Origin of the sequence: Pseudomonas sp. FJ2-5-13 (genome assembly GCF_029201605.1) — a bacterium.
GTDB lineage: Bacteria > Pseudomonadota > Gammaproteobacteria > Pseudomonadales > Pseudomonadaceae > Aquipseudomonas > Aquipseudomonas lactis.
Genome location: NZ_CP104045.1, coordinates 5,721,439 through 5,741,367, shown reverse-complemented (window position 1 = coordinate 5,741,367; position 19,929 = coordinate 5,721,439). Strand labels below are relative to the sequence as shown.

The 19,929-nt window shown below is 60.9% G+C and carries 19 protein-coding genes; 12 read left to right on the top strand and 7 right to left on the bottom strand.

Annotated elements, in window-relative coordinates; translation table 11 throughout:
• Window positions 1-8 precede the first annotated feature (8 nt).
• Window positions 9-584: a DUF6436 domain-containing protein gene (locus N2A98_RS25570; protein ID WP_032894642.1), complete on the bottom strand. Its 576-nt coding sequence runs from the start codon at window positions 582-584 to the stop codon at window positions 9-11.
• 98 nt (window positions 585-682) lie between these two features.
• On the opposite strand from N2A98_RS25570, the gene N2A98_RS25565 reads away from it, so the two are divergent.
• The gene (locus N2A98_RS25565) at window positions 683-1,624 is read left to right on the top strand and encodes an alpha/beta hydrolase (RefSeq protein WP_275622793.1); all 942 of its coding nucleotides are present in this window, start codon (window positions 683-685) and stop codon (window positions 1,622-1,624) included.
• An 86-nt stretch (window positions 1,625-1,710) separates the two neighbouring features.
• Here N2A98_RS25565 and N2A98_RS25560 read toward each other — a convergent pair whose 3' ends face one another.
• A complete protein-coding gene (locus tag N2A98_RS25560) occupies window positions 1,711-2,463 on the bottom strand; it encodes a DUF2059 domain-containing protein (protein ID WP_047712026.1) in 753 nt (250 codons plus the stop codon).
• Window positions 2,464-2,594: 131 nt separating this feature from the next.
• On the opposite strand from N2A98_RS25560, the gene N2A98_RS25555 reads away from it, so the two are divergent.
• Window positions 2,595-3,227 (top strand): 2OG-Fe(II) oxygenase, encoded by a 633-nt coding sequence (locus N2A98_RS25555; RefSeq protein WP_003195222.1) that lies wholly within the window; start codon window positions 2,595-2,597, stop codon window positions 3,225-3,227.
• 2 nt (window positions 3,228-3,229) lie between these two features.
• Window positions 3,230-3,712 (top strand): DUF523 domain-containing protein, encoded by a 483-nt coding sequence (locus N2A98_RS25550; RefSeq protein WP_275622792.1) that lies wholly within the window; start codon window positions 3,230-3,232, stop codon window positions 3,710-3,712.
• 486 nt (window positions 3,713-4,198) lie between these two features.
• Here the strand turns inward: N2A98_RS25550 and N2A98_RS25545 are convergent, their stop codons facing one another.
• Window positions 4,199-4,672, bottom strand: coding sequence for a transporter substrate-binding domain-containing protein (locus tag N2A98_RS25545; RefSeq protein WP_275622791.1), 474 nt, complete (start codon window positions 4,670-4,672; stop codon window positions 4,199-4,201).
• 134 nt (window positions 4,673-4,806) lie between these two features.
• Here N2A98_RS25545 and N2A98_RS25540 point away from each other — a divergent pair, with 134 nt between their 5' ends.
• Window positions 4,807-5,247, top strand: a complete 441-nt coding sequence (locus N2A98_RS25540; protein ID WP_044269662.1) for a DUF4399 domain-containing protein — start codon at window positions 4,807-4,809, stop codon at window positions 5,245-5,247.
• Between the two features lie 142 nt (window positions 5,248-5,389).
• On the opposite strand, the gene serA is transcribed toward N2A98_RS25540, so the two are convergent.
• Complete coding sequence (gene serA / locus N2A98_RS25535) at window positions 5,390-6,619, bottom strand: phosphoglycerate dehydrogenase (RefSeq protein ID WP_003195214.1); 1,230 nt, start codon at window positions 6,617-6,619, stop codon at window positions 5,390-5,392.
• Between the two features lie 205 nt (window positions 6,620-6,824).
• Between serA and N2A98_RS25530 the strand changes: the two genes are divergently transcribed.
• From N2A98_RS25530 to N2A98_RS25515, 4 genes are all read left to right on the top strand, one after another.
• The gene (locus tag N2A98_RS25530) at window positions 6,825-8,219 is read left to right on the top strand and encodes an FAD-binding oxidoreductase (RefSeq protein WP_275622790.1); all 1,395 of its coding nucleotides are present in this window, start codon (window positions 6,825-6,827) and stop codon (window positions 8,217-8,219) included.
• A gap of 22 nt (window positions 8,220-8,241) precedes the next feature.
• Window positions 8,242-8,907, top strand: coding sequence for a fumarylacetoacetate hydrolase family protein (locus tag N2A98_RS25525; protein ID WP_034134009.1), 666 nt, complete (start codon window positions 8,242-8,244; stop codon window positions 8,905-8,907).
• 247 nt (window positions 8,908-9,154) lie between these two features.
• Window positions 9,155-10,078, top strand: a complete 924-nt coding sequence (locus N2A98_RS25520) for an SdiA-regulated domain-containing protein (protein WP_003195207.1) — start codon at window positions 9,155-9,157, stop codon at window positions 10,076-10,078.
• Between the two features lie 121 nt (window positions 10,079-10,199).
• On the top strand, window positions 10,200-11,108 hold the full coding sequence (locus tag N2A98_RS25515) for an SdiA-regulated domain-containing protein (protein WP_044269658.1): 909 nt from the start codon (window positions 10,200-10,202) through the stop codon (window positions 11,106-11,108).
• Here N2A98_RS25515 and N2A98_RS25510 read toward each other — a convergent pair whose 3' ends face one another.
• A complete protein-coding gene (locus tag N2A98_RS25510; protein WP_275622789.1) occupies window positions 11,109-13,055 on the bottom strand; it encodes an autotransporter domain-containing protein in 1,947 nt (648 codons plus the stop codon).
• A gap of 347 nt (window positions 13,056-13,402) precedes the next feature.
• Window positions 13,403-14,074 carry a ribose-5-phosphate isomerase RpiA gene (gene rpiA / locus N2A98_RS25505; RefSeq protein WP_044269656.1) on the bottom strand — a complete coding sequence of 224 codons (672 nt, stop codon included), beginning with the start codon at window positions 14,072-14,074 and terminating at the stop codon, window positions 13,403-13,405.
• Window positions 14,075-14,212: 138 nt separating this feature from the next.
• On the opposite strand from rpiA, the gene ilvA reads away from it, so the two are divergent.
• Window positions 14,213-15,727: a threonine ammonia-lyase, biosynthetic gene (gene ilvA / locus N2A98_RS25500; RefSeq protein ID WP_032894657.1), complete on the top strand. Its 1,515-nt coding sequence runs from the start codon at window positions 14,213-14,215 to the stop codon at window positions 15,725-15,727.
• A 40-nt stretch (window positions 15,728-15,767) separates the two neighbouring features.
• Window positions 15,768-16,181, top strand: coding sequence for a DUF2269 family protein (locus N2A98_RS25495; protein ID WP_044269654.1), 414 nt, complete (start codon window positions 15,768-15,770; stop codon window positions 16,179-16,181).
• 105 nt (window positions 16,182-16,286) lie between these two features.
• Here the strand turns inward: N2A98_RS25495 and N2A98_RS25490 are convergent, their stop codons facing one another.
• Window positions 16,287-16,943 carry an HAD family hydrolase gene (locus N2A98_RS25490; protein WP_275622788.1) on the bottom strand — a complete coding sequence of 219 codons (657 nt, stop codon included), beginning with the start codon at window positions 16,941-16,943 and terminating at the stop codon, window positions 16,287-16,289.
• A 143-nt stretch (window positions 16,944-17,086) separates the two neighbouring features.
• Here N2A98_RS25490 and N2A98_RS25485 point away from each other — a divergent pair, with 143 nt between their 5' ends.
• The gene (locus N2A98_RS25485; RefSeq protein WP_003176750.1) at window positions 17,087-17,566 is read left to right on the top strand and encodes an RNA pyrophosphohydrolase; all 480 of its coding nucleotides are present in this window, start codon (window positions 17,087-17,089) and stop codon (window positions 17,564-17,566) included.
• Between the two features lie 22 nt (window positions 17,567-17,588).
• Window positions 17,589-19,868, top strand: a complete 2,280-nt coding sequence (gene ptsP / locus N2A98_RS25480; RefSeq protein ID WP_078804005.1) for a phosphoenolpyruvate--protein phosphotransferase — start codon at window positions 17,589-17,591, stop codon at window positions 19,866-19,868.
• Window positions 19,869-19,929: the final 61 nt, after the last annotated feature.

Here is a 19,929-nt window from a genome sequence, read left to right as displayed (position 1 = left end):
TGGGCGGACTACAGATCCTTAGGCCACGAACAATAGCAGCCTACCGCGAGAGTGTGAGTGGCATTCACCTCGCGTCCGGCTCCAAGGGCCTTGAGGATCGGCTCGATAAAACTGTTGCTGGCGTTGCACGTGAGGCCTTCGCTGTAGGGGCCGAAATACGCCAGCTTGCCGGTGCGATCCCAAATGCCCACGGCCGGGCTGGCGGGGATCTGGTCCGCGCCGGGCAGGGCATCAAGGACTTTCAGATGGCGCAGGTTCTCGGGCAACTGGCCGTGGCTGCCGGGTTTTTGCAGGGCATAGAACTCCACGCCCTGGGGCGCGTACTGCTCGATCAACTCGCCCAGGTGTTGCTGGTTACCGACATTGCACGGGCAGGCCGGGTCCCAGAAGTGCACCAGACGAATCGGGCCAGGGCCGCTGAGGGCGGCAGGCAGTTGCAGCGCATCGCCGGAAAATACCGCCGTGTGTTCGCTGAAGGCGCGCAGGTAGCGGCCCTGGAACCAGTCATACGCAGCCCACAGCACCCCCGCGCAGATAACCAGGATCAGGCTGGCGAACAGGGCATTACGGTAGGGCGGTCGCATTGGATGTATCCTCGCAGGTCGCGTAGCTTGCCATGCTTGTCCTGACAGATGAATATCGCAGCTCGATATTCATCTTCACCGCAAGTCTGGAAGCCTTTATGCCCGTCACCTTTGACCCTGATCATCTGCGCGAAAGCTTGCGCCCGCTGGTGGATGCGCAGCCGCTGTCAGCCGAGGCGAGGGTTTACCAGCGTTTCTACGGGCTCGACCTGGCCGCACGCCAGGTGCCGGCGGTGAGCCGCCTGGGGCGTTTTGAGGCGGATGGGTTTGAGGTGGTGGCCCAGGTCTGGTGGCCGCCGGCGCCGGTGGCGACGATGTTCCTGTTTCACGGTTTCTACGATCACATGGGGCTGTATCGCCATGTGGTGGAGTGGGCGTTGGACCAGGGCTTCGTGGTGATCGCCTGCGACCTGCCGGGCCATGGCTTGTCCAGCGGCGCACGCGCCAGCATCGATGACTTTGCGGTGTACCAGAGCGTGGTGCAGGCCTTGTTCGTCGAGGCCAAGGCGTTGCAATTGCCGCAACCCTGGCACCTGTTCGGGCAAAGCACCGGCGGCGCCATTGTGGTAGACCACCTGCTCAACCACGGCGCCCAAAGCCCGGCCCAGGGCAAGACCTTCCTGCTGTCGCCGTTGGTGCGGCCGCGTGCCTGGGGTTGGTCGCAGGTCAGCTATTACCTGCTGCGCCCGTTCGTCAAAGGCATCGCCCGGCGTTTCAGCGATAACTCCAACGACCCGGCGTTCAAGCCGTTCCTTGAAGCCGACCCGCTACAGCCTCGCCAATTGCCTACCGCCTGGGTGGGGGCGCTGGCGCGCTGGATCAAACGCATCGAAGCCGCACCGCGCAGCCCCCGGCGCCCGGTGATTGTGCAGGGCGAGGAAGATATGACGGTGGATTGGCAGCACAATCTGCAGGTGTTGCGGGGTAAGTTCGACCGGCCTGAGGTGTTGATGCTCAAGCGGGGTCGGCATCACTTGGCCAATGAAATTGCGCAGATTCGCGATGAGTACTTCAGTTTTCTCACCCGCCACCTGAAATAACGCAATCCAAATGTGGGAGCTGGCTTGCCTGCGATAGCGGTGTAACTGACAGATCGCAATCGCAGGCAAGCCAGCTCCCACAGGGTTTACTGCGTCAGGCTTGAGGTGCTTTGGCCGACCGCCAGCCCTGCGCGAATGGCTGCAAGGGCGGCCTGGTAATACGCCTTACCCTCCGGCGACTCGGCAAAGGTGGCGAACTCTTCCAGCTCCGGGTCGGACAAATCCCGGTAGACATACAGCAAGGTGTTGTTCAAATCCTTGTCGATCTGCTGCATCAGCCGCTCGCGCTGGCCATTCAACATGCCTTGCGCCTGACCGCCGCCGAGCAGGCCGGGGATCATCTGGCTCAAGCTGTCGGCCGCCACGCCCGCAATCGCCAGGCTGACCTCGGCACCGGCCTCGCGGGCGGGCAGGGCCTGGGCCAGGTGGCCGATGATCAGGCTGCGGGTGGCATCGGCTTCGAGTTTGGGCAGGCCCTGGGCGTTTTTCGCCAGTTGGTCGCGGCGCGTGGCCAGCAACTCGGCGGCGACGATCTTGCGGCCCAGGGGCGATTGGAAAAACGCCAGGGCAGGTTTCGGGTCGGGCAAGTGCTTGCGCAGTTGCGCCTCGGCACGCTGGTCCATGGCCTGGGCGGCAAAGCGTTTATTACTGTTGTCCACCAGCGCCTGGTACACCGCTGGCGGCAGGCTATTGCGGTAGCGCTGCTGGGCGGCACTGAGGGCGTCATTGAAGTGCGCACGTTGTTCGGCCCAGCCGGCGACCTTGTACAACTGGTCATGGCCGTCTGCCCAGGCGGGCAAAACGCAGAACATCAACACAGAAAAAAACAAACGACGCATAAGGACTCCTGTCAGTCGGCCACTATTGTCCGTGTCGGGCGTAGGATTTGTCGAGAAGTCCTATCAGTCACCTGACTAAAGTGTATTCGGACGCTCAACGGCGCTGTCGGATTTTCAGGCGTATGGATACTATGCGCGCCATGCAAATACCCCTCGATCACCCGCTGCTGCAACGCATCGTCGACGACCTGGCCGAAAAAGGCTGGTCGCAGCAAAATGGCTTCCTGCCCCAGGCTCTGACCCTGGAGCTGGCGGCTGAGTGCCGTAAACGTGCGGCGCAGGGTGAACTGGCGCCCGCAGCGGTAGGGCGTGGGCCGGCCCAGGAGATTCGCGAAGGCATTCGCGGTGACCATATCCAGTGGCTGGAGGAGGGTGACGCGCCTATCTGCGACACCTACATGGGCGTGATGGACGGCCTGCGCCTGGCGATGAATCGCAGCCTGTTCCTGGGCCTGGAAGATTTCGAAAGCCACTTTGCGATGTACCCGCCGGGGGCGTTTTACCTCAAGCATGTAGACCGTTTCCGCGACGACGACCGGCGCATGGTCTCGGCGGTGATTTACTTGAACGATGCCTGGCTGCCCGAGCATGGCGGCCAACTGCGCATGTACCTCAAGGGCGGCGTCGAATACGACGTGGTGCCCACCGGGGGTTGCCTGGTGGTATTCCTGTCGGGCGAGGTGCCCCACGAAGTCCTGCCCGCTACGCGCGAACGCCTGTCCTTGACGGGCTGGTTTCGCCGGCGGGGCAACGAGCCGTTTTGAGCATGGAAAAGATTCTGGTCAGCCGCTGCCTGCTCGGGCACAAGGTGCGCTATGACGGCGGGGCCAGCGGCCCATTCGACCAACTGGCGGTGTGGCAAGCTGAAGGCCGCGTGGTTGCCATCTGCCCGGAAGTGGCGGGCGGCTTGCCCACACCGCGGCCCTCGGCCGAAATCCCAGGCGGGCAGGGCATCGACGTGTGGGAAGGCCGCGCCCAGGTGCTGACGGCCGAGGGCGAAGACTTCACCAGCGCCTTTCTCGACGGTGCCCGCCAAGCCTTGGCGCTGGTGCAACGGCATCACATCCGCATCGCCATTCTCAAGGCCAACAGCCCATCCTGCGGCAATCTGTTGACCTATGACGGCACCTTCAGTGGGGTGAAGGTCAGTGGCGAAGGCGTCACGGCGGCGCTGCTCAAGCGCCATGGTGTGCAGGTGTTCAGTGAGTTGCAGTTGCCTGAGGCGGCGGTGGCTCTCACGCAGCTTTAGAAACTTGCATAGATCAAATGTGGGAGCTGGCTTGCCTGCGATGACGGCCTGCCAGGCGACACAGTTGGATTGGGTGTATATCCATTGCTGCGGTAACGGCCACTTAGGGTTCCGCCCTGACGGCGGGTCACTTTGGAAAAGCCCCAAAGTAACCAAAGGGCTCTTGCCCCACCACTCGGCACCTCGCTTAGGCTCGGTGTGCCCGAACGCAGGCTTGAATCCGTGGGCCGCCGCCACGCGCCATCCATGGCGCGGGGCGGCTAACCCGGCGTCCTGCCGGGTTACCCACGAATTCAAGCCTGCGTTCGGCCAGCGTGGTTTAACGGGGCGCCTAAGATCAAGAGCAAGATCAAGAGCGGCTCGCTTCGCATCGTGGTTGCCGTCGACTGTTACAGAGTTGTGTAGATATCTATGCTGCGATAGCGGTGTATCAACAGCTTATGCGTAGCTGACAGATCGCTATCGCAGGCAAGCCAGCTCCCACATTTACTGCATCTCAAACCACTTCTTTGTCAGCGCCTTCAGCCGTCCATCGTCCTTCAGCCGCTTCAACGCCCCGTTCAAACTGGTCTTGAACGCCGGGTTGCCCTTCTGGAACGGGATCGCCAATGCCGGCTTCTGGTGATAAGCCTCACTGAAATCGAAACGATCCTCAAGCTCGGCAGTCATAGCGATATGGTTAATGGCCACGTCGTACTTGCCGGTTTCCACGCCGGAAAGCAGGTCGGCGTTATCGGTGGTGATAAACGAGGAGCGCACCTCCATTTCCTTGGCCAGCAGTTCACCCAGCTCCACTTCAAAGCCGGCGAGTTTGTCGCCCTCTTTGAAGTTGTACGGCGGGGTGTTGGCTTCCAGGGCGATGCGCAGTTCACCGCGATCGTTGACGTCGTCAATCAGTTCGGCATGAGCCAAGGGGCTCAGAAGAGCAAGCAACAGCAACAGGCCAGGCGAAAAGCGCATGGTCACTCCTAAAGAATTCGTACAGGCGAGGCGCCGTTCAGCAACGTTTTGTTATGGTGTCGGGTGCCTTGGACCGCAATTTATCGCGAAGTTGTCATAACCCTACAGATTTCACCGAAAAACTGGAGAAGCGAATGAAAGCCCTTTTGTCCCGTGCAACGATTGCCAGCCTTTTGCTGGGTACCTCGCTGTTGGCCAGCGCCGCAGACCTTCCGCGTACGCCTGCACCTGAAGGCGCCGAAGTGTTTATTGTCTCGCCGCAAGATGGCGCCACCGTCGGCCAAACCTTCACCGTCAAATTCGGGGTCAAGAAGCTGGACCTGGAGCCGATCGACAAGCAAGTGCCTAACGCCGGTCACCACCACCTGCTGGTAGACCAGGAAGTGGGGGCGCTCAACGCCAATGAGGCGATCCCGGCCACGCCTACCTCGATTCACTTCGGCAAGGCGCAGACCGAAACCGAGCTGACCCTGACGCCAGGCAAGCACACCCTGCAACTGGTGGCCGGCGACAACGTGCATCGCCAGTTCGAACCCACTGTTGCATCGAAAGTGATCACTGTTAACGTCAAATAAAAAAACGGGAGCCCTTTGCGGGGCTCCCGTTTTTTATTGGTAGGAGCGAGCTTGCTCGCGAAAATCCCAAGGGCGCTGCGTTTAATCAGGTTAAGGTTAAACGCGTCATCGTTGACGTTCTTCGCGAGCAAGCTCGCTCCTACTAGAACAACACGCGGCTACGAATCGTGCCGTTGATGTGCTGCAGCTTCTCTTGCGCCAGGTCCGAGTACTCGGCGTCGACGTCGATTACCACGTAGCCGACCTTCTCGTTGGTCTGCAGGAACTGACCGGAGATGTTGATGCCGTTTTCCGCGAAGACCTTGTTGATCTCCATCATCACGCCAGGGATGTTCTGGTGGATGTGCAGCAGGCGGTGCTTGCCCGGGTGAGCCGGCAGGGCCACTTCCGGGAAGTTGACCGACGATACCGAAGTACCGTTGTCGCTGTACTTGACCAGCTTTTCCGAGACTTCCAGGCCGATGTTGGCTTGGGCTTCAGCGGTGGAGCCGCCGATGTGCGGGGTCAGGATCACGTTGTCCAGGCCACGCAGCGGGCTTTCGAAGATGTCATCGTTGGAGCGTGGCTCCACCGGGAACACGTCGATGGCAGCGCCGATCAGGTGCTTGTCCTTGATCGCGTCGGCCAGGGCGTCCAGTTCGACCACGGTGCCGCGTGCGGCGTTGATCAGGATCCCGCCTTTCTTGATGGCGCGGATTTCCTTCTCGCCGATCATCCACTGAGTCTCGGCCGTTTCCGGAACGTGCAGGGTGACGATGTCGGACATGCCCAGCAGCTCGGTCAGGCTGGCCACTTGGGTGGCGTTGCCCAATGGCAGCTTGGTCAGGGTGTCGTAGAAGAACACCTGCATGCCCAGGCCTTCAGCCAATACCGACAATTGCGTGCCGATCGAACCGTAACCGACGATACCCAGCTTCTTGCCGCGGATTTCGAAGGAGTTGGCCGCGCTCTTGATCCAGCCGCCACGGTGGCAGGAAGCGTTCTTCTCAGGGATACCGCGCAGCAGCAGGATGGCCTCGGCCAGCACCAGCTCCGCAACGGAACGGGTGTTGGAGTACGGTGCGTTGAACACCGCGATGCCGCGCTCGCGCGCTGCATTGAGGTCGACCTGGTTGGTGCCGATGCAGAAACAGCCGACAGCCACGAGTTTCTTGGCGTGGTCGAAGATCTCTTCGGTCAGCTGAGTGCGGGAGCGAATGCCGATAAAGTGCGCGTCGGCGATCTTTTCCTTGAGCTGGGCTTCCGGCAGAGAACTGGTGATGTACTCAATGCTGGTGTACCCGGCGGCTTTCAGAACGTCGACAGCCGATGGGTGGACGCCTTCCAGAAGAAGGAACTTGATCTTGCTCTTATCGAGAGAAGTCTTGCTCATCTGCGTAAACCTGTATCCCGGAGAAAAATGGCAGGGAATCGGATCGCTTAAGCTGACCCGGACGGCAGGAAAGCCGTCACCGCAGAAACGCCCTTTGGGTCTGTCCTGCGGGGGCGGTATGCTAGCATACGCACCCCGCTAAACACCTATTCCTGCGACGTGAAGCGTTCTCAGGATGACCATGAATTGTTCGAGAGTTCTGTCGATGACCCATCCTGCCCTGATTGATGAGCTAAAGACCCTGGTTGAGCCCGGCAAAGTGCTGACCGATGCCAACTCCCTGGAGGCTTACGGCAAGGATTGGACCAAGCACTTCGCCCCCGCACCCACCGCCATCGTGTTCCCCAAGACCACCGAGCAGGTGCAGGCCATCGTACGCTGGGCCAATGAACACAAGGTGGCGCTGGTGCCATCGGGTGGGCGCACCGGCCTGTCGGCGGCTGCCGTGGCCGCCAATGGCGAAGTGGTGGTGTCGTTCGACTATATGAACCAGATCCTCGACGTGAACCTCACCGACCGCACCGCCGTGTGCCAGCCGGGTGTGGTCACCAAGCAGTTGCAGAACGTCGCTGAAGAAAACGGCCTGTATTACCCGGTGGACTTCGCCTCGTCCGGTTCCAGCCAGATTGGCGGCAATATCGGCACCAATGCCGGCGGGATCAAAGTAATTCGCTATGGTATGACCCGCAACTGGGTGGCCGGCATGAAGGTCGTCACTGGCAAAGGCGATGTGCTGGAGCTGAACCGCGACCTGATCAAGAACGCCACCGGCTACGACATGCGCCAGCTGTTTATCGGTGCCGAGGGCACCTTGGGCTTTGTGGTCGAAGCCACCATGCGCCTGGACCGTGCGCCAAAAAACCTCACCGCAATGGTGCTCGGCACGACTGATTTCGATTCGACCATGCCGGTGCTGCACGCCATCCAGAGCAAGCTGGACCTGACCGCCTTCGAGTTCTTCTCCGACAAGGCCCTGGCCAAAGTCCTCGGCCGTGGCGATGTGCCGGCGCCGTTCGAAACCGAGTGCCCGTTCTACGCCCTGCTGGAATTCGAAGCCACCACCGAAGAAGTCGCCAACCACGCCCTGGAAACCTTCGAACATTGTGTGGAGCAGGGCTGGGTGCTGGATGGCGTGATGAGCCAGAGCGAAACCCAGCTGCACAACCTGTGGAAGCTGCGTGAGTACATCTCCGAAACCATTTCCCACTGGACGCCGTACAAGAACGACATCTCGGTGACCGTTTCGAAAGTGCCGGCCTTCCTGAGCGAAATTGACGCGATCGTCGGCGAACACTACCCGGACTTCGAAATTGTCTGGTTCGGCCATATCGGCGACGGCAACCTGCACCTGAACATCCTCAAGCCGGAAAACCTGAGCAAGGATGAGTTTTTCGCCAAGTGCGCCACTGTGAACAAGTGGGTATTCGAGACCGTCGCCAAGTACAACGGCTCGATCTCCGCCGAGCACGGCGTGGGCATGACCAAGCGCGATTACCTGACCTACAGCCGTTCACCGGTTGAAATCGAATACATGAAGGCCGTCAAAGCCGTGTTCGACCCTAACGGGATCATGAACCCCGGCAAGATCTTCGCTGTTTAACCGCACCTGAAGGAGTCGTTCCATGAGCTACCAGCACAAGTATGTCGACGGCACCAACATCCACTTCCCGGTGGGTAAAGTGGTGTGCATCGGGCGTAACTACGCCGAACACGCCAAGGAACTGGACAACCCGGTGCCCACCGAGCCGCTGCTGTTCATCAAGCCGGGCAGCTGCGTGGTGCCGTTGGAAGGCGGTTTTGCCATACCGACCGAACGCGGTTCGGTGCACTACGAAGCGGAAATCGCCGTGTTGATCGGTAAGCCTTTGTCCGCCAAGCCGAGCCGGGAAGAAGTGCTGGACGCCATCTCCGGCTTCGCCCCGGCCCTGGACCTGACCCTGCGCGACAAGCAGGCCGAGCTCAAAGCCAAGGGCCTGCCGTGGGAAATTGCCAAGTCGTTCGATGGCGCAGCGGTGATTGCGCCCTTCGTGGTCAGCAGTACCTTTGCGGACATGGCCGATATCGGCATTCGCCTGAGCATCAACGGCGAAGTGCGCCAGGACGGCAACAGCGCGCAGATGCTCAACCCGATTGTGCCGATGATCCAGTACATGGCGGGTTGCTTCTCCCTGCAAGCGGGCGACGTGATCCTGACCGGCACCCCGGCGGGCGTTGGCCCGTTGAATGTGGGGGATGAAGTGGTGCTTGAGCTGGCGGGTGTGAATCGCTTCGAAAGCGTTGTGCGCTAAGTAGCAGGCAAACTGCGATCAAACGGGGGGAGCGGGCTTGCTCGCGAATGCGCAGTGTCAGTCAATGCATCAACGACTGGACCACCGCATTCGCGAGCAAGCCCGCTCCCACATTGGCTCTTCATTACATCCTGAATCCTTGCTTTTGCATTTTTTTCACACGCCATCCGGATAATTTCCTGCTCTTGCGCGCGGGTCCTTGAATCCTGTGCTATCCCCTACAGCTCACTTTCCGGAAAAGCGCTCAATGGTCGTGCCTCTGCCCACTTCGAAAACCTCGCTCCGCTCACGCTTGTCCATGCGCTGGTATTCCTGGGTATTTTTGGCCGGTGCCATTTTGTATGGCATCGCCTGGGCCATGCACTGGGACGATCGCGGCCTGCTGTGGGTGCTGGAACGTTTCGAGAGTTCGGCCGAGCGCCGCGAAAGTGTGTGGCTGCCCGACTATCACGCGGTGATCGACGCCAAGTTGCTGCCCGGTATGGAGAAGGACGAGGCATCAGACCTGTCTTACAACCCCCAGACCAAAACCCTGTTTTCGGTGATGGGCAAGAACCCCTTCCTGGTCGAGCTGAGCCTGCAAGGCGATGTGTTGCGCAAAATGCCGCTCAACGGCTGGAACAATCCGGAAGGCGTGGCGGTGATGGAAAACGGCTTGATGGCCGTGGTCGATGAGCGCGATCACAGCCTCACCGTGGTCAAGGTGGACGCCAGCACCACCGCGCTTAACAAAGCCGATTTCCCCAGTCATGACCTGGGCCCGTCCAAAGACCAGAACAAAGCCTTTGAAGCCGTCACCTGGGACAAGCGTAACCAGCAACTGGTGCTGGGCGAAGAGCGCCCGCCCGCCTTGTTCACCTGGAAAAGCGATGGCAACACGCTGACCGGCGACAAGCAGAAACTGGCCAGCACCGAACTGGATGTGCGTAACCTCTCGGCTTTGTCCATCGACCCACGTACCGGGCATTTGCTGGTGCTGTCGGCCGATTCCCACCTGCTGCTGGAACTGGATGAAACGGGCGAGCAAGTCAGCTTCATGACCTTGCTTGGCGGCTTCAATGGCCTGAAAGACACGATCCCACGTGCCGAAGGCGTGACCATGGACGAGAGCGGCAACCTGTACATGGTCAGTGAGCCAAACCTGTTCTATCGCTTTGAAAAGCAGAAATAACTGACGAATTACGTCAGACTTTTCTTTATAAACGGCATTCGCCAGACAGTCCGGTGCGTTTAAGTTTAAATTCAGGTGACCTTGATATCTATTCGCCAGTTTTTTCTCTGAGCCCGCCCCGATGCGTCGACTTGCCCGCCCCAAACCTGCTGTTTTTATCCTGCTGTTGCTCGCCCTGGTTGCTGCCGGGCTGGTTGCACAGCAGTTCCGTCTGTTCGAACGTGCCTGGTTCAACTGGCGGGTGTGGTACCAGCCGGCTGATGAGCGTGCCATTGGCTTGGCGGATTACCGCGTCACCCTCGAAGGCCAAGTGATCGAAGGGCTCGACGACGATGTGTCGGCTCTGACCTACGACCCCGTGCGCAAAAGCCTGTTTACCGTCACCAATAAAAACGCCGAACTGGTCGAGTTGTCGCTGGAGGGCAAGATCCTGCGGCGTATTCCCCTGGTGGGCTTTGGCGATGCCGAAGCGGTTGAATTTATCAGCGACAACATCTACGTCATCAGCGATGAGCGCCAGCAGCGCTTGATCAAGGTGCATGTGGATGACGACACCACGTTCCTCGATGCCGCCGATGCGGAGCAAATGACCCTGGGCGTGCACGTCGGCGGCAACAAGGGCTTTGAAGGGTTGGCCTACGATTCGGTGGGCAAGCGCCTGTTCGTGGCCAAGGAGCGCGACCCCATGCTGATCTACGAGGTGCATGGGTTTCCCCATTTCAAACCGGAAAAAACCTACTCGGTGCACGTAATCAACAACCCCAAGCGTGATGCCGGGCTGTTTGTGCGCGACCTGTCGAGCCTGCAATACGACGAGCGCAGCGGCCATTTGTTGGCGCTGTCGGATGAGTCGTTCCTGGTCTTGGAGCTGGATATTGATGGTCGCCCTCTAAGCAGTCTGTCGTTGCTTAAAGGGCGCCATGGCCTGAGCAAGCGCGTGCCCCAGGCCGAAGGGATCGCCATGGATGACGACGGCACGCTGTACATGGTCAGCGAGCCCAACCTGTTTTACGTGTTCAAGAAACCCTGATCAGAACATCCATTGCACGCCCAGCGAATAACCGGTCTGGCTGCCTTCGGCATGCCCCAGGCGGCCATTGACCTCGGCAAACACGCCCAACTGTGGGGTGATCGCCAGTTGGCTGCCGAGTTGTGCGCGAGCGAAGCTTTTATCCACTGAGCCCAGCCTGGCGGTGCGGGCCTGGCCATCGGCGCGTGCGGTGAGTTGCAGGTCGTCCAGGCGGCCATCGGCCAATTCCTTGACCCAGGCGATGTCGCCGTAGGGCATCAGGCTCAGCCCATAGGGCAGGGCAACCGCGCCGCGCACGCGCCAGCCGAGGCTGGCTTCCAGGGAGTCGAAAGACTGCTCTTGGTACTCCAGGGCCGTGCGCAGGTTCTGCTTTTCGTGGAACTTGTCGATGCGGTAATGGCTGTAGTCCAGGCCGGCGAACGGCCCGCTCTTGATCGCGCCAAACTCAAAATCATAGCCACCCAGCACCCGTGCGCCCAGCGCCAGGGCATCGGTGTCGCCCGTCTGTTGCTGGTTGAGCAGGATCGGCCCGCCATTGGCCTGGATGATCAGGTTGCGCTTGGAATCGAAGCGCGTGTGGCCCACGCTCAGGTCCCCGGCCAGCCAGCTTGGCCCGCCATCGTTGAGCAGCGCATAGACGGCTGCCTGCCAGGTGTCGCTGTCGAGCTTGCCACGATGTTCCAGCTTGTCGCGCCCATTGAGGTAGCTGAGGCTGGCGCCGATATTCAGGCTTGAAGTCAGTTGGTAGTCGCCGAGGGCATGAAGGCCCAGGCGCCGGGCCTCGGCGTTGGGGGCGTTGTCGAAGCCGCTGTCCGGGTTGTATTCGCCATCCACGCCGATCTCGCCATCAAAGCTGCCCACCTCGCGGCTGGCCGCTTGCAGGGTCAGCCAGCGGCGATCATGCAGGCGTACCAGGGCCTGATGCTGGCGCTGCAGGTTGTCTTGCATATTGCGCGCAACGGCACCGCCGGAAGCGGTCGAGGCCATCAGGTCGGCATTGGTCAGTTCCAGCACCAGGCGGCTGAGCAGGCGCGAATAGTCACGCAGGCGCTGGTCGATGCGCGCCTGGCCGAACGCGTCGGTCAGCACGGCTTTGTTGTCTTCGTTCGGGTCGTGCCAGGTCGAGCCGCCGGGGATTTTCGGGTTGTCGGTCTGGGTGTAGCCGTCCAGGTCGCCCAGTTCCCAGTTGGTGGCCTCTATATAAAGGATCGGGATATTCAGCGGTTCGAACGCTTCACCATCGCTGCAGCAGCCGGTGCCCTTTGGGTACTGCGGGTCGAGGCCGGGGTTGCTGAACAAGGGGATGTTCAATTCCCTGGCGATCTGGAAGGTGTGCTCGCGCAAGGAGGCCAAGGCCGGGTTGGCGGTGCTGTTCTGGCCGGCGTGGGCGTACATCATGTCGCCGGTGATCAGGCTGTCGAGGTTGATCATCGCGAGCATGTTGGCACGCTGGGTGGCGCTGAGTGAGTCGACAAAGGCACGGGAGCCGCGCAGGCCTTCTTCTTCGGCGCCGAAGCCAACGATTTGCAGGCCATTTTCCAGTGACAGGCCGCCGAGGTTCTTCGCCACCTCGGTCAACACGCTGGCGCCGGAACCGTTGTCATCCAGGCCTTGCAGGGTCGGGCGGCCGAAGTAAGTGTCGAAGTGCGCGCCAATCACCACGTACTGGGGCTTGGTGCCAGCGGCAGAGGCCACCACGTTTTGCGAAGCCCGGCTGCCGTTGTTCCAGGTGAAGTCCTGGCGGCTGAGGCTATAGGCGGTGCCCATCTGGCTCTGCATCCAGTCGGCTGCCCCGGCAAAATTGGCCGTGCCGCGATAACGGCCAGGGTAATCGTTGATCAGCTTTTCCAGGGTGGTGTTGGCGTGCTGGCCGTAATCGTAGGCCTGGCTATGGGTGGACAACAGGGCACTGGCAACGCTGATGGCGAGGGCTAGAGGCTTTATCACAAGGTCTTCCTTGAGGTGAGGGGGACGTTCAAGCCCAGACCCTTTGCACAATGCGCGCCTCATTCCATGGGCGGCTGCGAATTGGCGCATTGTTAAACGCGTGGGTCGCGTGGCTGTAATTTGTATCCGATTGGATAACAGGCGGGGCAGGGGATGCCGTGACAGAGCGCACGGTTTTGGCGAGGAGTGCTGCGAAAAGTAGCGTTTTTGTTACATCGCTCTAAAGCCGAGCGCCTAACAAATGTGGGAGCGGGCTTGCTCGCGAATGCGATGTGTCAGTCACTATTTTTGTTACTGACGCACCGCATTCGCGAGCAAGCCCGCTCCCACACTAGCCCGGTTTGTTCTTAAGCTTTGAGGGCTTTCACGCCTTCCGGGGTACCCAGCAGCAATACATCCGCCGGGCGCGCGGCGAACAGGCCGTTGGTGACCACGCCCACGATGGCGTTGATCTGCGTCTCCAGCTCCACCGGGTTGGTGATCTGCATATTGAACACGTCGAGGATGATGTTGCCGTTGTCGGTCAACACGCCTTCGCGGTACACCGGGTCGCCGCCCAGTTTCACCAGCTCGCGGGCCACGTGGCTGCGGGCCATGGGGATGACTTCCACCGGCAGCGGGAACGTGCCCAGCACCGGCACCAGCTTGCTCGCGTCGGCGATGCAGATGAAGGTCTTGGCCACGGCCGCGACAATCTTCTCGCGGGTCAGGGCCGCGCCGCCGCCTTTGATCAGGTTCAGGTGTTCGTCGCTTTCATCGGCGCCGTCAACGTAGAACTCCAGGTCGCTCACGGTGTTGAGCTCGTACACCGGTATGCCATGGCCCTTGAGGCGGGCAGCGGTGGCTTCGGAACTGGCCACGGCGCCGTCGAACGCGCCCTTGTGCTGGGCCAGTGCGTCGATAAAGCAGTTGGCGGTGGAACCGGTGCCGACACCGACGATGCTCTTGTCGTCGAGTTTAGGAAGGATTAAATCGACAGCGGCCTGGGCCACTGCCTGTTTGAGTTGATCCTGGGTCATGCGGGCTCCGGAACGGGCGGGGAATTAACGAGGGCGGCGAGTATAACCCAACAAAACCTCGGGATTCGTGTGGTCGCCCGGCCAAACGCTGGGTTAGACTCCTTGGCCCTGCCCAACCCGTGAAGTAGATGCCTGCCGATGCTTGAACACTACGTCAAAAAAATCCTCACCTCGCGCGTTTACGACATCGCCGTGGAAACCCCCTTGCAGACTGCCCGCCAGCTCTCCGAGCGGCTGGGTAACAAGATTTGGCTCAAGCGCGAAGACTTGCAGCCGGTGTTCTCGTTCAAGATTCGCGGCGCCTACAACAAGCTCACCCAGCTCAGTGCCGAAGAACGTGCGCGCGGCGTCGTCACCGCGTCGGCCGGCAACCATGCCCAGGGCCTGGCCCTGGCGGCCAAGGTGCTGGGGGTGAAAGCCACCATCGTGATGCCTAAGACCACCCCGGAGATCAAGGTCGAAGGCGTGCGCTCCCGTGGCGGCAAAGTGGTGTTGCACGGCGATTCCTTCCCGGAAGCCCTGGCCTACTCGCTCAAGCTGGTCGACGAAAAAGGCTACGTGTACATCCACCCCTACGATGATCCGCACACCATTGCCGGGCAGGGCACCGTGGCGATGGAAATCCTGCGCCAGCACCCAGGGCCGCTGGACGCGATTTTCGTACCGGTGGGCGGCGGCGGCCTGATCGCCGGGATTGCGGCGTATGTGAAATACCTGCGCCCGGAGATCAAGATCATCGGTGTGGAGCCGGACGACTCCAACTGCCTGCAAGCTGCCATGGCGGCGGGCGAGCGCGTGGTATTGCCCACCGTTGGCATCTTCGCCGACGGCGTGGCGGTGGCGCAGATCGGCCAGCACACCTTCGACATTTGCAAAGACTACGTGGATGAAGTGATCACCGTCAGCACCGATGAAATCTGTGCGGCGATCAAGGACATCTACGACGACACCCGCTCCATCACCGAGCCGGCCGGTGCGCTGGGCGTGGCCGGGATCAAAAAGTACGTCGAGACCCGTGGCGTCAGCGGCCAGGCCTTTGTCGCCATCGACTCGGGCGCCAACGTCAACTTCGACCGTTTGCGCCATGTGGCCGAGCGCGCCGAACTGGGTGAAGGCCGTGAAGCCATCATCGCGGTGACGATCCCCGAGCGGCCGGGCAGCTTCAAGGCCTTCTGCGAAGCGGTGGGCAAACGCCAGATCACCGAATTCAATTACCGCTACCACTCTGGCAGCGAAGCGCACATTTTCGTCGGCGTGCAGACCCACCCGGAGAACGACCCGCGCAGCGCGTTGGTGGCCAGCCTGACCAGCCAGGGTTTCCCGGTGCTGGACCTCACCGAGAACGAACTGGCCAAGTTGCACATCCGCCATATGGTCGGTGGGCATGCGGCCAAAGTCAGCGACGAGCTGGTGTTTCGCTTCGAATTCCCGGAGCGGCCGGGGGCGTTGTTCAACTTCCTCCACAAGCTCGGCGGGCGCTGGAACATCTCGATGTTCCACTACCGCAACCACGGCGCGGCTGATGGCCGTGTGGTTGCCGGGCTGCAAGTACCGGCGGACGAGCGCCATCTGGTGCCTGCCGCGCTGGCGCAAATCGGTTACCCGTACTGGGATGAAAGCGAAAACCCGGCTTACCAGCTGTTCCTCGGTTGAGCGACTACGCTGACTGAGCGGCCTATAAGGAATAGAGACCATGGAAACGCTGACCACCCTCAAGGTTGTCCACATCACCGCCACCGTATTGCTGCTGCTCAGCGGCCTGGGCCTGGCGGTATTGGCGTGGCGTAAACGCAGCGCCGGCCCGGCCGCAACCGTACAACGCCCCTGGGCATTTGTATGGCTGCTGATGGGCATTTGCCTGGTGAGCATGCCCTTCACCGGCTGGTGGCTGGTGCACCTGCTCGGCTGGCCATTGGGGCAAACCTGGATCTTGGGCTCCAGCATCCTCTACACCGTGGCGGCGCTGGCGTGGTTCTGGCTGGTGGCGCGGCTCAATCGGCTGCGCAAGGGTGAGGGCGGGAGCCTGAATTTTACCCTGGTGCTGGCGGTGGTCAGCCTGGCGGGGTTTGTGGCGATTGCAGGGCTTATGGGCGCCAAGCCGGTTTGAAACCGCGTCGCCTTCATCGCAGGCAAGCCAGCTCCCACACTTGACCGGATTCCAACATGAGAACAGGGTCAAAATGTGGGAGCTGGCTTGCCTGCGATAGCGTTGTCAGCTGCGCAGTGTAATCACCGGCCAACCACGCTTTTCAGCCTCAGCGCGCAAATTCGGATCCGGATCCACTGCCACCGGGTGAGTCACCTGCTCCAACAACGGCAAATCATTCATCGAATCGCTGTAGAAGTAGCTGTCTTGCAGGCTATGCCCGGTTTCTTCCAACCAGCGGTTCAAACGTGTCACCTTGCCCTCGCGAAAGCACGGCACATCAGTGCTGCGCCCGGTGTAGCGGCCATCCACCATTTCGCACTCGGTGGCGATCAAGGTCTCGACGCCCAGGCGTGCGGCAATCGGCGCGGTGACGAAGCGGTTGGTGGCGGTGATGATCACCAGCTTGTCGCCGGCGGCGCGGTGCTTGGCCAGCAGTTCGATGGCCTTGGGGAGCAGGATGGGCTCGATGCAGTCGCGCATGTAGTCGTTGTGCCACGCGTCCAGCTGGGCCATCTCGGTGCGGCCGAGGATTTCCAGGCAGAAGTTCAAGTAGGCGGCGTTATCCAGCGTGCCGGCCAAGTAGTCGTCGTAGAACGCGTCGTTGCGGGCCTTGTAGGCCACCGGGTCGAGAAAACCGCGTTCACACAGGTAATCGCCCCAGGCGTGATCGCTGTCACCGCCCAGAAGGGTATTGTCCAAGTCGAATAAAGCCAGGCGCATTGCAGTTACTCGCTGAAAAGTCTGTAAAAAGGCGTCCAGAATACGGTCTTTTCACAAGAGTGCACATAAGGTAAGAAGCCTCGTTGCCGCTGGAACAACCTTTGTGGAACAATGCGGCGACATGCGTTTGCGAGGTTGTTGCCGTGATCGACCCCGATGGTTTCCGTCCTAATGTCGGCATTATTCTGACGAATGATGCCGGACAGGTGCTATGGGCTCGCCGAATCAACCAAGATGCCTGGCAGTTTCCTCAAGGTGGAATCAACCCCGACGAAACCCCTGAAGACGCCTTGTACCGTGAGTTGAACGAAGAAGTCGGCCTTGAGCGCGAAGATGTGCAAATTCTGGCCTGTACCCGTGGCTGGTTGCGCTATCGTTTGCCGCAACGCCTGGTGCGTACCCACAGCCAACCGCTGTGCATCGGCCAGAAGCAGAAATGGTTTCTTTTGCGCCTGATCTCCAATGAGCAGCGGGTGCGGATGGATTTGACCGGTAAACCGGAGTTCGATGGCTGGCGCTGGGTCAGCTATTGGTATCCGTTGGGCCAGGTGGTGACATTCAAGCGCGAGGTTTATCGTCGCGCTCTCAAAGAGCTTGCCCCGCGCCTTTTAGCGCGCGACTGACGACGGAGTTCGACCCCGAGCCATGCTCAATACGCTGCGCAAGATCGTCCAGGAAGTTAACTCCGCCAAGGATCTCAAGGCGGCGTTGGGGATTATTGTGTTGCGCGTCAAGGAAGCCATGGGCAGCCAGGTCTGCTCGGTTTACCTGCTGGACCCCGAGACCAACCGTTTTGTGCTGATGGCCACGGAGGGCTTGAACAAGCGCTCCATCGGCAAGGTCAGCATGGCGCCCAATGAAGGTCTGGTGGGCCTGGTGGGGACGCGTGAAGAACCCCTTAACCTTGAGAACGCGGCCGATCACCCGCGTTATCGCTACTTTGCCGAAACCGGTGAAGAGCGCTACGCCTCGTTCCTCGGTGCGCCGATCATCCACCACCGCCGCGTTGTCGGCGTGTTGGTCATTCAGCAAAAAGAACGCCGCCAGTTCGACGAAGGCGAAGAAGCCTTCCTGGTGACCATGAGTGCGCAACTGGCCGGGGTTATCGCCCACGCCGAAGCCACCGGCTCGATTCGCGGCCTGGGGCGCCAGGGCAAGGGTATCCAGGAAGCCAAGTTCGTCGGCGTACCGGGTTCGCCAGGCGCTGCGGTGGGTACCGCGGTGGTCATGCTGCCGCCCGCCGACCTCGATGTGGTGCCGGACAAGAGCGTCAGTGACATCGACGCCGAGATCAAACTGTTCAAGACCGCCCTCGAAGGCGTGCGCGCCGACATGCGCAACCTGTCGACCAAGCTGGCCACCCAACTGCGCCCCGAAGAGCGTGCGCTGTTCGACGTGTACCAGATGATGCTCGACGACGCGTCCCTGGGTAACGAAGTCAAGACCGTGATCAAGACCGGCCAGTGGGCCCAGGGCGCGTTGCGCCAGGTGGTCACCGATCACGTCAACCGTTTCGAAATGATGGACGACGCCTACCTGCGCGAGCGGGCATCGGATGTGCGCGACCTGGGTCGCCGCCTGTTGGCGTACCTGCAGGAAGACCGCAGCACCAACATGGTCTTCCCCGATAACACCATCTTGGTCAGTGAAGAGTTGACCGCCACCCAGCTTGGCGAAGTGCCTGAAGGCAAGCTGGTGGGCCTGGTCTCGGTATTGGGTTCGGGTAACTCCCACGTGGCGATCCTGGCCCGGGCCATGGGTATCCCGACGGTGATGGGCCTGGTGGACCTGCCGTATTCCAAGGTCGATGGCATCGACATGATCGTCGACGGGCATCGCGGCGAAGTATTCACCAACCCCAGCGACGTGCTGCGCAAGCAATACGCCGAGGTGGTGGAAGAAGAGAAGCAACTGGCCCAGGGCCTGGATTCGCTGCGCGAGCTGCCGTGTGTGACCCCCGATGGCCACCGGGTACCGCTGTTGGTCAACACCGGCCTGCTGGCGGATGTAGCCCGTGCGCAACAGCGCGGCGCCGAAGGGGTGGGGCTGTACCGCACCGAAGTGCCGTTCATGATCAACCAGCGTTTCCCGAGCGAGAAGGAGCAGCTGGCGATTTATCGCGAGCAACTGCAAGCCTTCCACCCGTTACCGGTGACGATGCGCAGCCTGGATATCGGCGGCGATAAGTCACTGTCCTATTTCCCCATCAAGGAAGACAACCCCTTCCTTGGCTGGCGCGGTATTCGCGTTACCCTCGACCATCCCGAAATCTTCCTCGTCCAGACCCGCGCCATGCTCAAGGCCAGCGAGGGCTTGAACAACCTGCGCATCCTGCTACCGATGATCTCCGGCACCCATGAACTGGAAGAAGCCCTGCACCTGATCCACCGCGCGTGGGGCGAAGTGCGCGACGAAGGCGCCGATGTGCCGATGCCGCCGATTGGCGTGATGATCGAAATCCCGGCGGCGGTGTACCAGGCCAAGGAACTGGCGCGGCAGGTGGACTTCCTGTCGGTAGGCTCCAACGACCTGACCCAGTACCTGCTGGCCGTGGACCGTAACAACCCACGGGTGGCCGACCTTTACGACTACCTGCACCCGGCGGTGCTGCAAGCGCTGCAACACGTGGTGCGCGAAGCCCATGCCGAAGGCAAGCCGGTGAGTATCTGCGGCGAAATGGCCGGCGACCCGGCGGCGGCGGTGCTGTTGATGGCGATGGGTTTTGACAGCCTGTCGATGAACGCCACCAACTTGCCGAAAGTGAAGTGGATGCTGCGCCAGGTGGAGTTGAGCAGGGCCAAGGATTTGCTCGCCGAGTTGATGACCATCGACAACCCGCAAGTTATCCACAGCTCGCTGCAACTGGCGTTGAAGAACCTGGGGCTGACCCGGATGATCAACCCGGCCTCGGCCAAAACCCTCTAAACCGAGGCGCCTTCATCGCAGGCAAGCCAGCTCCCACAGGGAACCGCATTCCAAATGTGGG

Bases quoted from the DNA above. Each gene is read 5' to 3' on its own strand.
- N2A98_RS25570 (WP_032894642.1), bottom strand. From the start codon at position 584: ATGCGACCGCCCTACCGTAATGCCCTGTTCGCCAGCCTGATCCTGGTT.
- N2A98_RS25565 (WP_275622793.1), top strand. From the start codon at position 683: ATGCCCGTCACCTTTGACCCTGATCATCTGCGCGAAAGCTTGCGCCCG.
- N2A98_RS25560 (WP_047712026.1), bottom strand. From the start codon at position 2,463: ATGCGTCGTTTGTTTTTTTCTGTGTTGATGTTCTGCGTTTTGCCCGCC.
- N2A98_RS25555 (WP_003195222.1), top strand. From the start codon at position 2,595: ATGCGCGCCATGCAAATACCCCTCGATCACCCGCTGCTGCAACGCATC.
- N2A98_RS25550 (WP_275622792.1), top strand. From the start codon at position 3,230: ATGGAAAAGATTCTGGTCAGCCGCTGCCTGCTCGGGCACAAGGTGCGC.
- N2A98_RS25545 (WP_275622791.1), bottom strand. From the start codon at position 4,672: ATGCGCTTTTCGCCTGGCCTGTTGCTGTTGCTTGCTCTTCTGAGCCCC.
- N2A98_RS25540 (WP_044269662.1), top strand. From the start codon at position 4,807: ATGAAAGCCCTTTTGTCCCGTGCAACGATTGCCAGCCTTTTGCTGGGT.
- serA (WP_003195214.1), bottom strand. From the start codon at position 6,619: ATGAGCAAGACTTCTCTCGATAAGAGCAAGATCAAGTTCCTTCTTCTG.
- N2A98_RS25530 (WP_275622790.1), top strand. From the start codon at position 6,825: ATGACCCATCCTGCCCTGATTGATGAGCTAAAGACCCTGGTTGAGCCC.
- N2A98_RS25525 (WP_034134009.1), top strand. From the start codon at position 8,242: ATGAGCTACCAGCACAAGTATGTCGACGGCACCAACATCCACTTCCCG.
- N2A98_RS25520 (WP_003195207.1), top strand. From the start codon at position 9,155: ATGGTCGTGCCTCTGCCCACTTCGAAAACCTCGCTCCGCTCACGCTTG.
- N2A98_RS25515 (WP_044269658.1), top strand. From the start codon at position 10,200: ATGCGTCGACTTGCCCGCCCCAAACCTGCTGTTTTTATCCTGCTGTTG.
- rpiA (WP_044269656.1), bottom strand. From the start codon at position 14,074: ATGACCCAGGATCAACTCAAACAGGCAGTGGCCCAGGCCGCTGTCGAT.
- ilvA (WP_032894657.1), top strand. From the start codon at position 14,213: ATGCTTGAACACTACGTCAAAAAAATCCTCACCTCGCGCGTTTACGAC.
- N2A98_RS25495 (WP_044269654.1), top strand. From the start codon at position 15,768: ATGGAAACGCTGACCACCCTCAAGGTTGTCCACATCACCGCCACCGTA.
- N2A98_RS25490 (WP_275622788.1), bottom strand. From the start codon at position 16,943: ATGCGCCTGGCTTTATTCGACTTGGACAATACCCTTCTGGGCGGTGAC.
- ptsP (WP_078804005.1), top strand. From the start codon at position 17,589: ATGCTCAATACGCTGCGCAAGATCGTCCAGGAAGTTAACTCCGCCAAG.